The sequence below is a fragment of the Pseudoramibacter porci genome (genome assembly GCF_009696145.1).
Classification (GTDB): Bacteria; Bacillota; Clostridia; order Eubacteriales; family Eubacteriaceae; genus Pseudoramibacter; species Pseudoramibacter porci.
This window is the reverse complement of the sequence record NZ_VUMO01000006.1, coordinates 124,331-138,642: the sequence shown is the minus strand read 5'-3', so window position 1 is coordinate 138,642 and position 14,312 is coordinate 124,331. Positions and strand designations below refer to the sequence as shown.

Below are 14,312 nucleotides of genomic sequence, written 5' to 3'. Positions count from 1 at the left end.
CAAACGGAATGCAGCGCTTTCCGAGAGAATCAGAGCTATTTTTGAAGACCATCACGGAACGTACGGCGTCCGAAGGATCTATCATGAGTTGGTGAATCAAGGCCATAAGGTCAATCATAAAAGAGTCTAGAGACTGATGCACCAGATGAGACTCTGCGGCAAACGTCCGAAGGAAAAATATCATTCCTACATCGGCACTGTTGGGAAGATTGCCGACAATATCATCAACAGAGATTTCAGCACAAAAGCACCTTTTGAAAAATGGACGACCGATGCAAGCCAGTTCAACTTCTCCTGGGGAAAATGCTACCTTTCTCCCATTCTTGATATGCATACGAATGAAATCATTTCGTATGATCTATCCTTAAGGCCAGATTTGAGCCAGATCAAAAGAATGTTACATCGGGCCTTCAAAAAGTTTCCTCATGTCGAAGGACTGATCATGCACTCGGATCAAGGCTGGCAGTACCAACACTGGTTTTATCGAAAAACTTTAAAAGAACATGGAATTATTCAGTCAATGTCCAGAAAAGGAAACTGCTATGACAACTGCATCATGGAAACCTTCTTCGGACGATTAAAAAACGAAATGTATTATGGCGAAGAAAAGAAATATAAATCATTTGAAGCGTTCAGCAAAGCGATAAAAGAATATATGCAGTATTACAACAACAAGCGGATTCAGAAAAAAACAAACTGGATGCCGCCTGCAAAGTACAGGTTAGCATCCAGTTGTTAAGCAAAGCCGCTAGTCAATGTGTCCAGGATTCTGGGTACATATCAGCGTGACGTCTTAATATTTAAAATCCTAGTTTAATTTCGACATTGTATTTTTCTTTTAAATCTTCGGCTTCATTCACATAAGCTCTATTTTGTTTTTGACCTAAGAGGAAACGGTGAAGGCTGTCGTGTGCTGCCTCAAAAGGAATTTTTTCCTTAATTTTTTTATCAGTCACTTTAATGATGTGATAGCCAAACTGTGATTTAACGGGTTCAGAAGTCATTTCACCTGGTTCCAAAGCAAAGGCAGCTACTTCAAACTCGGCTACCATTTGACCTTTGTGGAAATACCCCAAGTCTCCGCCTTTTCCTTTATTTGCCTGATCCAAAGAATAGTCCATAGCAGCTTGCTCAAAAGATTTATCTCCGTCATTTATTTCTTTAATAATATCAACAGCTTGCTGCTTGGAAGGAAGTAAGATATGAGAAGCCCGGATCGAATCCGGAGCAATAAATTGATTGCTATTTTCATCATAATACGTTTTTAATTCTTCTTCTGTTACCTTCACGTTATCCATGAAATGTGCAATCATATAAGATTTCATGAACTTTTCTTTCATTTCAGCAAATTCTTTTTGATATTGTTCAGTTTCTTCAACATGTTCGTCTTTCCCTTTTAAATAGAATAGTTCTTGCGCAATCATTTCGTTTAAAAGCTGACGCTGACCTTCACGTGTTTTAAATTGTGCTTGTTGATCTGCAGGAGCTTGTTCAATAAGAAGATTCAACTGTTTTTGCGTAATTTCTTTACCTTCTACTACTGCGAGAACTTTATCGTCTAAAGACATAATATCCCTCCTATTAATTTAAGATACAAAAGTAATATTAACGGTTATCATTTTAGCTGTCAATAAAATTTCATGGCCTCTTTGTTTCTATTTTGAATCATTTCAACTCTTTACATTTATGTAGAATAGTGTATAATATAAAGTAATATAAGAAATAAGTTGTTGTCGAAAAGAGCACGTTTTTGTGTTCTTTTTTTAGGATATAAGAGTAAGGAGGTTCCTGTGAAAGCAAAATATGAGCGTGTTATGATCAAACTTAGCGGTGAAGCTCTGGCAGGAGAAAAAGGATTTGGTATTAATCCATCAACGGTAAAGAATATTTGTACTTCTATTAAATCAGTCTATGATTTAGGCGTTGAGATATCAATTGTTGTTGGTGGTGGAAACTTTTGGCGAGGACGTCAGAGTGATGAAATGGACAAATCGACAGCGGATTACATGGGAATGTTGGCAACAGTTTTAAATGCGCTCGCTTTGCAAGATTCTCTGGAGGGAATGGGCGTTCCGGTACGAGTTCAAACCGCCATTGAAATGCGCGAAATTGCCGAACCCTACATAAAGCGAAAAGCAGTTCGTCATCTTGAAAAAAATCGGATTGTAATTTTTGCTGCTGGAACAGGCAATCCTTTTTTTACTACAGATACGACAGCTGCGTTGCGAGCAGCGGAAATCGATGCAAATATTATATTATTAGCGAAAAATGTTGATGCTGTGTATGATTCTGATCCCAACCTTAATCCTGATGCGAAAAAGTATTCCCATTTATCATACCTTGATGTTATAAATCGTGGCTTGAAGGTAATGGATTCAACAGCGATCACCTTATGTATGGATAATCACATTCCAATCTTAGTCTTTGGTCTGAATGATCCTCAAAATATTTTACGAGCCATTTCTGGTGAAAAAATCGGAACATTAATAAATGGAGAAAAAAATGAGTAATGAAATTATGACGGCTGCTGAACAGAAAATGAATGGCGCTATTGAGAATTTAAACAGTAGTTTACTGACTTTGCGAGCGGGGCGGGCAAATGTACATATTTTAGACAAAGTAACAGTTGATTATTACGGCGCGAAGACGCCTATCAATCAGATTGCAACAATAGCTGTTCCTGAGCCACGTTCGATTACCATTCAACCATATGATGTTAACAGTATTAAAGAAATTGAAAAGGCAATTTTGAAGGCTGATTTAGGGTTTAACCCATCAAATGACGGGAAAATTATTCGATTAGTTGTACCACAGCTTACAGAAGAACGAAGAAAAGAATTGGTCAAATTAACTAAAAAATATGGTGAAGAGTGTAAAGTCTCAATTCGTAATGTAAGAAGAAAAGCTGATCAAAAAATTAAAGCACAACAAAAAGATAACGAAATCAGCGAAGATGAATTACACGATATTCAGGATGATATTCAGAATTTGACAAATAAGAAAATTAAAGAAATAGATCAGATTTTGAGTGAAAAAGAAAAGGAAATTTTGGCAGTCTAAAAAGAATATATAATTTATGGCATGAGAGTGGGGCTTCCCACTCTTATGTTTTTTGTGAAATAAAATGACTAAACAAGAAAAGATATATGCATTATTTGAACCCATTGTCGCACAGATGGGGTATGAATGTTACGATGTTGAATTAAATAAAAATGGAAAAAACAGGGTGTTAATTGTCTATATTGATCATCCCGATGGTATAAAATTAGACGATTGTGAAACTGTTAGTCGTGAAATCAGTCATTTTTTAGATGAAATTGATCCAATACAAGATGCATACACACTAGAAGTTTCTTCCCCGGGAATTGAAAGAAAATTATCAAGAGTGAAACATTACCAGGCGGCTATTGGAAAAAAAATAGATATTAATTTATTTAAACCATTCAATAAAAAGAAAAAAATGTGCGTTTTGTTAGAAAAAGCGGATGACGATGGTATCGTAATTTTAGATGATCAAGAAAAAATTCATCTTTGCTATTCGGACATTGCCAAGGCGACAATCCATTTTGATTTTAATTAATATATTGTAGGAGTGGAAAATGAACGCAGAATTTATGGCTGCATTAGATATTATTGAAAAAGAAAAGGGAATAAATAAGGAAGAACTGATACAGGATATTGAAAGTTCAATTGAACAGGCCTATAAGAAGAATTATGGAAATGATCAAGATTTTGAAGTAAACTTTGACCGTGAAACAGGCGAAATAAAAATTTTCGCGCGTTGGCTTGTTGTAGATGATGAAGCACCAATTGGGTTATCTCATTCTGAGAAAAGGCTTCAGGATGCACTAGAAATTGACGATTCTTGTCAAATTGGAGATGTGATCGAGCAAGAAATAGAGCCAAAAGATTTTGGCCGTATTGCAGCTCAAAATGCCAAGCAAATGATTTATCAAAAGATAAAAGAACAGGAACGTAAAAAAATCTACAATGAATTTATTGAACACGAAGATGAAGTTGTTGTAGGTACGGTCGATCACGTTGAGCGAAAAATCATTTTCGTTAATCTTGGCGATACGATTGCGCTATTACCCCTAAATGAACAGATTCCTGGAGAAAATTATCGTGCAGGAGATAGAATAAAAGTTTATATTTTATCTGTGCGCAATCAGAGTAAGGGACCAGAAATTGTTTTATCCAGAAAACATCCCGGTTTATTAAAAAGATTATTAGAAGATGAAGTTCCTGAAATTTTTGATGGTATTGTTGAAGTTGAAAGTATTGCCCGTGAAGCAGGAGCAAGATCTAAAATTGCAGTAAAATCTAATGATCCCTCGATTGATCCAGTCGGAGCTTGCGTGGGACACAAAGGTAGTCGCATACAGAATATTATTGATGAATTGGGCAATGAAAAAATTGACGTGATTAAATATAGCGACAATCCATATGAATATATAACAAATGCACTGAGTCCTGCTAATGTGAAAGAAGTATTGATTAATCAGGAAACAAAACAAGCTTATGCAATCGTCGACGATTTCCAATTTTCACTTGCAATTGGTAAGGAAGGACAAAATGTTCGTTTAGCAGTTCATTTGACTGGATGGAAAATTGATATAAAGAGCGACTCTGAATTTGAAAGGATATTATCTGAAAATCCAAATTTTAGAGAAGAGTTTAGCAAAAAGGATGAACACGTTGAAAAGCTGGTTGATGAAATAAAAAAAGAAATGGATGCACTGTTGGATGATACCGCAGGATCTGGTCAGCTTGATTTAGAAGATGATAATTATTCAATAGAATTGAATAATAGTGATGATCGTACTGAATAAAAATGAAAAAAATACCACAACGAACTTGTATAGTATGTAAAGAAAAAATGCCGAAAAAGCAATTGGGGCGAATTGTTATCGCTTTAGATGGAAATCTAGAATATGATCGCACAGGAAAAAAGAATGGAAGAGGTGCATACGTTTGTATGAATTCTCAATGTCTTTCAAAATTGAACGCCTCAATTTTATCAAGAACATTTAAACAACAAATTACTTCTGAACAAACAGAAGATTTGAAAAATATATTATATAAGGAAATGAAAACCATGTAAAAAAGCAAAAAAGGAGGAGTTTATATGGCAAAATTGCGAGTCTACCAGTTAGCAAGTCAATATGAAATTCCCAGTAGAGAATTTGTCCAAATTTTAAATAGATATAATATTCCGGTTAAAAATCACATGAGTGCTTTAACAGATCAACAAGTAGAAGAATTTAAAGCGAGTTTTGACCCGAATAAAGATCGCAGAGTAGAAGAACAAGTGCCTCAAAAGAAGAAGTCGAGTTCTTCAAAAGCTACGAAAAAGAAAGCTTCATCTCAATCGTCCAAACAAACTACTAAAACAGAAGATAAGCAACCAACTGCAGAAAAAACAAATAAAGCAAAGGCTTCGAATGAATCAAAAACACAGGACAAGCCCGAGCCGCAAAAGAAAAAAAACAAAAAGTCTGCAAATCCTCGACCAACCAACAAAGTTGAGGATCATCTAAATAATAATGCGAATAATCGAAACAAAAAGAATCGCAAGAAAAAATCAAAAAAATCAAACCATGAGGAAACAATAAAAGTTAAAGATCATAGTAAAAAAGGTAAAGTTTCCCATTCTGTCTATAAAAAGAAAAAGGACGAAAAGAAGTCTGAACAAGCTAAAAATAAGGTTTACGAAATTCCCGAAAGTTTAACGGTTGGTGAATTAGCGGATACTGTTGGCGCTAACGCTACTGATATCATTAAAACATTAATGATGGCTGGAACGATGGCAACCATTAACCAAACGATTGATGCTGATACGGCTCAACTCGTCTGTGATGAACTTGGTTATGAAGTAAAAGTCATCAAAGATGAAGATGTTTTTGAAAAAATCATCGAAGAATATGATGAAAAAGAAACTGGAAATGAAATTTTAAGACCTCCTGTAGTTACCGTAATGGGACACGTTGACCACGGAAAAACATCATTACTAGATAGAATTAGAAAATCTCATGTTACAGCGAGTGAAGCTGGTGGTATTACGCAGCATATTGGGGCATATACGGTAAAAATAAAAGGAAAATCGATTACTTTTATTGACACGCCTGGACATGCAGCCTTTACGGCAATGCGGTCCCGCGGTGCACAAATGACGGACATTGCTGTTCTTGTTGTTGCTGCCGATGATGGCGTCATGCCTCAGACGATTGAAGCTATTGATCACGCAAAAGCTGCAAATGTTCCAATTATTGTCGCCATAAACAAAATTGATAAAGAAGGTTCTAACCCTGAAAGAGTCAAACAGGAACTTGTTGATCAAGGCGTTGTTGTCGAAGAATGGGGCGGCGATGTTATTGCTGTTCCTGTTTCTGCTAAAAAAGGACAGAATATCGATGAATTGCTTGAAGATATATTACTTGTAGCTGAAATGGAAGAGCTAAAAGCTGATCCCAATCGTCCGGCAAGAGGATGCGTCATCGAGGCACAACTAAAAAAAGGAAAGGGCTCAACCGCTTCAATGCTCGTTCAGCAGGGTACGCTTCATATTGGTGATGCGATTGTATCTGGAACAACTTATGGGCGTATTAGAACAATGGTAGATGATAAAGGCCATCGCATCAAAAAAGCTGGCCCATCGAAGCCAGTTGAAATTTCAGGTTTGTCTGGAACCCCAGAAGCTGGCGATGATTTTATCGTTCTCCCTTCAGATAAAGAAGCAAGACAATTAGCCGAAAGACGTCAAGAACAAGAAAAGAATGAAAAGCAGGCGAAGAACAGCGTTTCACTTGAAGATCTTTTCTCCAGAATCAAAGAAGGTGAAATGAAGGACATCAATTTGATTGTTAAAGCAGATGTCCAAGGTTCTGTCGAAGCGTTGTCTCAGTCTTTAGTTAAATTAAGCAATGATGAAGTTCGTGTCAATGTAATTCACGGCGCAGTCGGTGCAGTTAACGAATCAGACGTTTTGCTGGCGTCAACATCCGATGCAATCATTATTGGATTTAATGTTCGCCCGGATAAAAATGCCTTGGATGCAGCCGATCATGAAAAGGTTGATATTCGGTTGTATCGTGTTATTTATGATGCGATTGATGATGTCAAACAAGCCATGGAAGGGATGCTGACACCGGATTATGTTGAAAAGGTAACCGGAGATGCTGAAGTTAGGAGTACCTTTAGAATTCCGGGTGGAATTATTGTTGCGGGTGCTTATGTTACAGATGGCAAAATCTCCAGAACGGATGAAGTACGTGTCGTTAGAGATGGCATTGTTGTATATGAAGGCAAAATCGGATCATTACGTAGATTTAAAGATGACGTCAAAGAGGTTCAACAAGGCTACGAATGTGGTATTGGAATTGAAAAATACAATGATATCAAAGAAGGCGACATCATCGAAACATTTGTAAATGAAGCTGTGAAGCGTGAATTATAATTGACGCTAGACATATGAAAGAGGTGTGGCTAAGTGGCTTCTCATCGATTAGAAAGAATCAACGCACAAATACAAAGGGAATTAAGTTTAATTATCAGTCAAAAAGCAAAAGATAAAAGACTGCATAATACAACTTTTGGCATTACGGATGTAAAAGCAACACAGGATTTGAAAGTTGCAAAAGTTTATATATCAGTCATCGGCTCTCAAGAAGAAAAGGAAGGCATCATTGACGCGTTAAATAACGCAAAAGGGTTTCTGCGCAGTTCCTTAGGTCGTGTTTTGAAGACACATACGACACCAGAGCTTATTTTTAAAATTGATGAATCTGTTGAATATGGCATCCATATTGACAAAATATTATCAGAATTAGAAAATGATAAGAAATGAATTTAATTAACGAAAAAATTGTAGACTATATTCAAAACCATAAAAACTTTTTGTTATTGACACATCAAAAACCGGATGGCGATGCAATTGGTTCGGCTATTGCGCTCGGCAAAGGATTGAAGAAGCTCGGCAAACAAATCGATTATTTTGTGCAATTTCCCATTGAACAGAATATAAATCTTTTCAATGAAATAAATTATTTCAATGAAATGAAGAATTCATCTTACGATGCTTTGATTGTGGTTGACTGTTCAACATGGTCTCACATTTGTAAACCTGACAAAATCCCAGAATATAAAACGGTTATTAATATTGACCACCACATTACGAACGAAGGCTATGGGGACCTCAATCATGTTGAGGATGTTGCAGCAGCTTCAGAACTGATTTATCGTTTGCTGAAACAAATGAAAGTGCCTCTTGATGAAGAAATGGCCGACGCCTTATATACTGGCATATCGACGGATACCGGTTCGTTTCAATTTTCAAATGTAACTTCAGAAACGCACCAAATTCTCTCTGAGTTATATCAGTATCCTTATTCATATGCTAATATTGCTCGACGTGTTCATCATGAAAAGACATTAATGCAAATGAAAATGTACGGCGCAGCCATCGGTAGTACCACTTTGCTTAATGACGGGACAATTGCCTGGACAGTTTTGAATCATAAGACCATTGATCAATATGGTGGAGATATCAATATCTCTGACGATATTGCAAATATCGGAACTAACATTAAAGGTGTTGATATCAGTGTTACATTAAAAGAAGTCGAGAAAGACATTTACAGAGTTTCGCTACGAGCAAGTTCAAAATGTGATTTTGATGTGTCAAGCATTGCCAAAAGCCATAATGGCGGCGGGCATAACAAGGCCTCTGGTTTTACCTTTCGATCTAAATTGGAGGTCTTAAAACAGGAAATAATCAGTAGATATAACGATGCAGGAAATGGAAGAAATCAGCAGTAAAGAAAAAAACGGTGTATTGATACTAAACAAGCCTATCGGAATGACTTCACATGATTTAGTCAATATTATTCGAAAGTTTTTTAATATTAAAAAAGTGGGGCATACGGGGACTTTAGACCCTGATGCTCAGGGGGTCATGATTGTTGCTTTAGGCAGGGCTACAAAATTTATTCGTTTTTTTTCAGATACAAACAAAACATATCACGCACAAATCCTTTTTGGCAATGAAACGGACACCTACGATATAAGCGGAAAAATTATGAATAAGAAGGAACCAACTTTCTCTGCCGCATCGTTAAAAGATAGCATTGGATCTTTTGCTGGGAAAATTATGCAGCGCCCGCCGATTTTTTCAGCATTGAAAAAAGATGGAAGACATTATTATGAGTATGCACGTCAAGGGATACAAATTGATATTCCAAAGCGAGAAGTTGAGATTTTTGATATTCAACTTTTAGATGCAAAGGTGCCATTTTCAGCTAATATACGCATTAAGTGTTCTTCAGGAACCTATATTAGAAGTTTATGTCATGATATCGGCTTATCATTGGGTACTTACGCTTGTATGGGAAAATTGGAACGAACAGCAATTGGAAGGTTTGATGTCGAACAATCTTTCAGTATCAGTGATTTAGAAAAAATGAATCCAGAGCAAAGAATGGAAGTCTTACTTCCAGTTGATGATTTTCTTTCATCTTATAGAACAGTACAGAGTAATGTTCGCGGCGACCGCTTTATTAAGAATGGAAATAAACTTTTTCAATGGAATGCATTGGATCATTTTGATAATTATCAAGATTCGGAATTACTCAAAATATATGACAGCCAATACCATTTTGTCGGAATGGGGAAGTACAGCCAATCAGACAATTTCGTGTATCCAATAAAAATGTTTTAGCAATAAATAAAATGAAAAAAAGAAGAGAAACCAATAAATCCGATCGTGGAATGGTCATGGCCTTAGGCTTTTTTGATGGTGTCCATAAAGGACACCAAGCCTTACTTAAAAAAGTTATAGCCATTGCTCAAAACGATCATTTGGAGTCTGGAGTCATGACCTTTGTTAAACATCCTTTAACGCTCATTTTTCCAACTTATACACCAGACTTAATCACAACAAATGATGAAAAAATAAAAACAATCCATTCTTTTGGCATTCAACATGTTTTTTTGGACGACTTTAATGAAAAACTAATGAATCTTTCCAGTGAAAATTTTATTAGAGATTATTTGTTAGTTAAGTACAATATTAAGCATCTTGTAGTTGGATTTAATTATACATTTGGATATAAGGGAGCTGGCAATGTTGAAATGCTGAAAAAATATGGGAAAAAATATCATTTTGGTGTTTCGGTAGTGCCGCCATGTATAATTGACGGCGAACCGGTAAGTAGTACGAGAATTCGTGGCTTAATCAAAGCGGGAAAAGTCGATGAGATTGAACCTCTTTTGGGGCGTCCGTACCAAATTAAAGGGAAAATTGTGAAAGGAAAAGGATTAGGTCACCAATTCAATGTTCCTACCGCAAACTTAAAACTTAAATCAAAAGTTATACTGCCTAGTTCTGGTGTATATTATACAAAAGTCAATTTGCATGATCATGTATATGATGGATTGACAAATTTAGGGGCAAATCCAACATTTAAGCAACATCCCTATACGATTGAAACATTTATATACGATTTTGATGAAAATATATATAATCAAACTATGGCATTAACCTTTGTAAAGAAAATAAGAGATGAAATTAAATTTGATAATATAGATAACTTAATGGATCGTATTAAATATGACATTGATTATATCGATAAGATATATAGAAATCATCCCATAAATTTGCAAGACGTAAAATAAAAGAAGGTCATGTCATGCCGCGATATTCGGAAGAAATTATTCAAGAAGTTATTGAAGCTAACGATATTGTTAGTGTTATTTCTTCGTATGTACAATTAAAAAAATCAGGACGATCGTTTATGGGAAGATGTCCCTTTCACAACGAACGTACACCCTCTTTCTCCGTTTCTCCTGACAAACAACTGTATCATTGCTTTGGATGTGGTGCAGGCGGAAATGTTATTTCATTTGTAATGGATATTGAAAATATGAGCTTCCCGGAGGCATTAGAATGGTTGGCGGAACGAGCGAATATCACATTGCCTCAAAATACAGAGTATACAGATTTTCAGTATCAACAAAAGAAGAGATTCTACGAAATCAACCGCCAGCTTGCAAATTACTATTATGTGCTATTAAAACATGCTCAAAAAGGACTAACATATATCAATAAACGAGGGTTAGATCAGTCGACAATCAAAACATTTGGAATAGGTTATTCAAAAGATTCCTGGGATAATGCGGTTCGATTTTTATCAAAAAAACATGTTTCATCAAAAGAAATGCTGCAGATGGGTTTGGTGATTCAAGGAAAAAACGGCAAAATATATGATCGTTTTCGAGATCGCTTGATGATTCCTATTCAAAACAGTCGAGATAAAATCATTGGATTTGGTGGACGGATAATTGGCAAAAAAGAAGATGCACCAAAGTATTTAAATTCCCCAGAATCGGTAATTTTTTCAAAGGGAACTGAACTTTTTAACTTAAATCGAGCGAAAAAGAATATTCAAAATAATCAGTTTATTGTTGTCGAAGGATATATGGATGTCATCGCATTATATCAATACGGCATAAAAAATGTTGTTGCTGCTCTTGGAACAGCCTTTACCCCCAGCCATGCGAAAATATTAGATCGATATGTCTCATCTGTTGTTCTTTGTTTTGATGGGGATCAAGCTGGAGAAAAAGCGACAAAACGGGCAATTGATATATTGAAGAAATCCGATTTGACAATTAAAGTCTTGCGATTAAATGCTGAAGATGATCCCGATTCATTCATCCGGAAAAATGGAACGGATGCATTTTTGGATAAGGTCAAACACGCTAAAACTTCTACAGATTATTTATTAGATGAATTAAAAAGAGATAATCCTCTAAAAACAAATGAAGAAAGGATTAACTATGTCAATGGTGCAATCCCAATTCTTCAAGATACAAAAAATAATGTAGAAAAAGAGGTTTATGCAAAAGTTGTTTCGAAAAGAACTGGAATCTCTGCTAAAATGATATTTAACGAGGCCCAAAAAAACAGAAGCGAAAATTTTAAAATAAATCTAGCGCCTTCTTCTGATATTGTATCCTCATCTAATCATATACCTAAAGTACTTCAAGAGGCTGAAAAAAACGTTATTCTCGGTTTATTGAGTAAAGAGATTAATCCTGAAGACTGTGATTTAAATACGGAGTACTTTACTGATTCTTTCAATAAAAAAATTTACAATTTTATTGAGAATACCCCTGATATTACTGCATCAACGATGATGTCTTTTCTTGAGTCCGATGAGAAACAGGAACTCTCAGAATTGCTAATAAAAAATGAGCAAGAACACAATGTACTATCGAATATTTACGAAGAGAGTATAAAAATATTACAGAGAGAGGGACGGAATAAAAAAATTAATCAATTGGAAAAAAAATTAAAAGAGGATCCATTTAATCCTAATGTCGTAAATATTATGAAGCAATTAAAAGTATTAAAGGCGGAATCAAATATAGGAGGGCAAAATGGCGAAAATTAAAGCTGACGAATTGACAAAAAACAGCGTTTTGAGTCAATTGAGTCAAAATGAAAGGGAAATTGAAGATATTACTCCTGAACTGAAAAAATTGCCAGAAGTCAAAGAACTTGTTAAAAAAGGAAAAACAAAAGGTTATCTGGATAATAAAGACATTGACGATGCCTTGGATAAAAAAGATCTGGATCCAGAAGAAATAGATTCCATCTATTTATATCTTCAAAAAGAGGGCATTAATTTAATTTTTGGAGATGATGTCGATGATTTATCTGAGATGGACGACACAAGCATTGCTGAATTAAACGAAATTGAGAAAAATGAGAAAAAAAGAGATGTCGAATTATCAGACAGTATTAATGTTAATGATCCTGTCAGGCTCTATTTAAAAGAAATTGGACGTGTTCCATTATTAACTCCCGAACAAGAAATGGAAATCGCAAAACGTATGGACGAAGGTGATGAAGAAGCTAAAAAGGAATTAGCAGAGGCCAATTTGCGCCTGGTCGTCAGTATTGCGAAACGATATGTAGGCAGAGGCATGTCTTTTCTCGATTTAATTCAGGAAGGAAATCTCGGTTTAATTAAGGCAGTCGAAAAATTCGATTATAAAAAAGGATTCAAATTTTCTACGTATGCGACATGGTGGATCAGACAAGCTATCACACGCGCTATTGCAGATCAGGCTCGAACTATTAGAATTCCAGTTCATATGGTTGAAACAATCAATAAGCTTATTCGTGTATCTAGACAATTATTGCAAGAGTATGGTAGAGAACCTACACCGGCGGAAATTGGCAAAGAAATGGGATTTTCCGAGGAAAAAGTGCGTGAAATTCAAAAAATTGCACAAGATCCGGTTTCATTAGAAACACCAATTGGGGAGGAAGAGGATAGTCATCTTGGTGATTTTATCCCAGATGATGAAGCACCAGCTCCTTCAGAAGCCGCTTCATACGCATTGCTAAAAGAACAATTGATGGACGTTCTCAGCACATTGACTGATCGCGAAGAAAAAGTGTTGCGTCTCCGTTTTGGTTTGGATGACGGCAGAGCGAGAACTCTGGAAGAGGTCGGAAAGGAATTTGATGTTACCCGCGAAAGAATTCGCCAAATAGAAGCAAAAGCGTTGCGCAAGCTCCGTCATCCCAGCCGTAGCAAAAAACTAAAAGATTACTTGACCTAATGATTTCGAAAAGACTAGAAGTTATATCTGGATTAGTTTCTCACAGTCAATGTGTGGCAGATATTGGAACAGACCATGGCATTGTTCCCTTGAATTTAATTTATTCCCATCAAGCAGATAAAGTCATTGCCACAGACGTTTCTGCCCCTTCATTAAACAAAACTAAGAAGAAGGTAGAAATGCATCATTTGGATTCAAAAATAATTACTCGTTTGGGTAACGGTTTGAATCCGATAAAAATAGATGAATGTGATACAATTATTATTGCGGGAATGGGTGGTTTATTGATTAGAGATATTCTCAATAGCGGGATGAATAAAATAGAAAAGGCAACATTAATCTTGCAACCCATGAATAATGCACATGTTGTTCGAATGTTTCTTGAATCAAGTTTCTACAAAATTATAAAAGAAAGAATTGTATTGGAAAACAACCATTACTATCAGATCATGGTCGCGGAGCCTGGAAATATGAGCATTAGTGACCCAATTGACTATTGGATAGGTTACAAAAATGCAAGGAGATCAGACACTATATTTAATAAATTCGTAGAATTTTTTATAGTAAAGCAAGAGGAGATTCTTCAGTATACGGGAAATCAGTCTACGACTAACACACGCCGAAAAATTATGCAAACAAAAAATTTTATTGCTATGCTAAAAGAAACACTTAGATGATTT

16 protein-coding genes are annotated in these 14,312 nt (G+C 35.7%); 15 read left to right on the top strand and 1 reads right to left on the bottom strand.

What is annotated here, in order from left to right; all coding sequences use genetic code 11:
• Both FYJ52_RS10345 and FYJ52_RS06140 read left to right on the top strand, forming a co-directional pair.
• On the top strand, positions 1–130 hold a 130-nt coding region (locus tag FYJ52_RS10345), incomplete at its 5' end, for an IS3 family transposase (RefSeq protein WP_154576346.1).
• A gap of 6 nt (positions 131–136) precedes the next feature.
• A complete protein-coding gene (locus tag FYJ52_RS06140; protein ID WP_154576345.1) occupies positions 137–739 on the top strand; it encodes an IS3 family transposase in 603 nt (200 codons plus the stop codon).
• Positions 740–800: 61 nt separating this feature from the next.
• Here the strand turns inward: FYJ52_RS06140 and FYJ52_RS06135 are convergent, their stop codons facing one another.
• Positions 801–1,568, bottom strand: a complete 768-nt coding sequence (locus FYJ52_RS06135) for a peptidylprolyl isomerase (RefSeq protein WP_154576344.1) — start codon at positions 1,566–1,568, stop codon at positions 801–803.
• A 246-nt stretch (positions 1,569–1,814) separates the two neighbouring features.
• Here FYJ52_RS06135 and pyrH point away from each other — a divergent pair, with 246 nt between their 5' ends.
• The 13 genes from pyrH to FYJ52_RS06070 all read left to right on the top strand — a co-directional run bounded on the left by pyrH (position 1,815) and on the right by FYJ52_RS06070 (position 14,309).
• The gene (gene pyrH, locus FYJ52_RS06130) at positions 1,815–2,510 is read left to right on the top strand and encodes a UMP kinase (RefSeq protein WP_154576355.1); all 696 of its coding nucleotides are present in this window, start codon (positions 1,815–1,817) and stop codon (positions 2,508–2,510) included.
• Positions 2,503–3,060: a ribosome recycling factor gene (gene frr, locus FYJ52_RS06125; RefSeq protein ID WP_154576343.1), complete on the top strand. Its 558-nt coding sequence runs from the start codon at positions 2,503–2,505 to the stop codon at positions 3,058–3,060. Before pyrH ends, frr begins: the two co-directional genes overlap by 8 nt.
• A 64-nt stretch (positions 3,061–3,124) precedes the next feature.
• Complete coding sequence (locus FYJ52_RS06120) at positions 3,125–3,580, top strand: ribosome maturation factor RimP (RefSeq protein ID WP_154576342.1); 456 nt, start codon at positions 3,125–3,127, stop codon at positions 3,578–3,580.
• A gap of 19 nt (positions 3,581–3,599) precedes the next feature.
• The gene (gene nusA, locus FYJ52_RS06115) at positions 3,600–4,832 is read left to right on the top strand and encodes a transcription termination factor NusA (protein WP_154576341.1); all 1,233 of its coding nucleotides are present in this window, start codon (positions 3,600–3,602) and stop codon (positions 4,830–4,832) included.
• Positions 4,833–4,834: 2 nt separating this feature from the next.
• The gene (rnpM, locus tag FYJ52_RS06110) at positions 4,835–5,104 is read left to right on the top strand and encodes an RNase P modulator RnpM (RefSeq protein ID WP_154576340.1); all 270 of its coding nucleotides are present in this window, start codon (positions 4,835–4,837) and stop codon (positions 5,102–5,104) included.
• A 24-nt stretch (positions 5,105–5,128) separates the two neighbouring features.
• Positions 5,129–7,456: a translation initiation factor IF-2 gene (gene infB / locus FYJ52_RS06105; protein ID WP_154576339.1), complete on the top strand. Its 2,328-nt coding sequence runs from the start codon at positions 5,129–5,131 to the stop codon at positions 7,454–7,456.
• A 33-nt stretch (positions 7,457–7,489) separates the two neighbouring features.
• The gene (rbfA, locus tag FYJ52_RS06100; RefSeq protein ID WP_328598771.1) at positions 7,490–7,846 is read left to right on the top strand and encodes a 30S ribosome-binding factor RbfA; all 357 of its coding nucleotides are present in this window, start codon (positions 7,490–7,492) and stop codon (positions 7,844–7,846) included.
• The gene (locus FYJ52_RS06095) at positions 7,843–8,817 is read left to right on the top strand and encodes a DHH family phosphoesterase (protein WP_154576338.1); all 975 of its coding nucleotides are present in this window, start codon (positions 7,843–7,845) and stop codon (positions 8,815–8,817) included. Before rbfA ends, FYJ52_RS06095 begins: the two co-directional genes overlap by 4 nt.
• The gene (gene truB / locus FYJ52_RS06090; RefSeq protein WP_154576337.1) at positions 8,789–9,715 is read left to right on the top strand and encodes a tRNA pseudouridine(55) synthase TruB; all 927 of its coding nucleotides are present in this window, start codon (positions 8,789–8,791) and stop codon (positions 9,713–9,715) included. The genes FYJ52_RS06095 and truB overlap by 29 nt, the downstream gene beginning before the upstream one ends.
• An 11-nt stretch (positions 9,716–9,726) precedes the next feature.
• The gene (locus FYJ52_RS06085) at positions 9,727–10,671 is read left to right on the top strand and encodes a bifunctional riboflavin kinase/FAD synthetase (RefSeq protein WP_154576336.1); all 945 of its coding nucleotides are present in this window, start codon (positions 9,727–9,729) and stop codon (positions 10,669–10,671) included.
• Between the two features lie 14 nt (positions 10,672–10,685).
• A complete protein-coding gene (gene dnaG / locus FYJ52_RS06080; RefSeq protein ID WP_154576335.1) occupies positions 10,686–12,452 on the top strand; it encodes a DNA primase in 1,767 nt (588 codons plus the stop codon).
• The gene (gene rpoD / locus FYJ52_RS06075; RefSeq protein ID WP_154576334.1) at positions 12,439–13,632 is read left to right on the top strand and encodes an RNA polymerase sigma factor RpoD; all 1,194 of its coding nucleotides are present in this window, start codon (positions 12,439–12,441) and stop codon (positions 13,630–13,632) included. The genes dnaG and rpoD overlap by 14 nt, the downstream gene beginning before the upstream one ends.
• Complete coding sequence (locus tag FYJ52_RS06070) at positions 13,632–14,309, top strand: tRNA (adenine(22)-N(1))-methyltransferase (RefSeq protein ID WP_154576333.1); 678 nt, start codon at positions 13,632–13,634, stop codon at positions 14,307–14,309. Before rpoD ends, FYJ52_RS06070 begins: the two co-directional genes overlap by 1 nt.
• Positions 14,310–14,312: the final 3 nt, after the last annotated feature.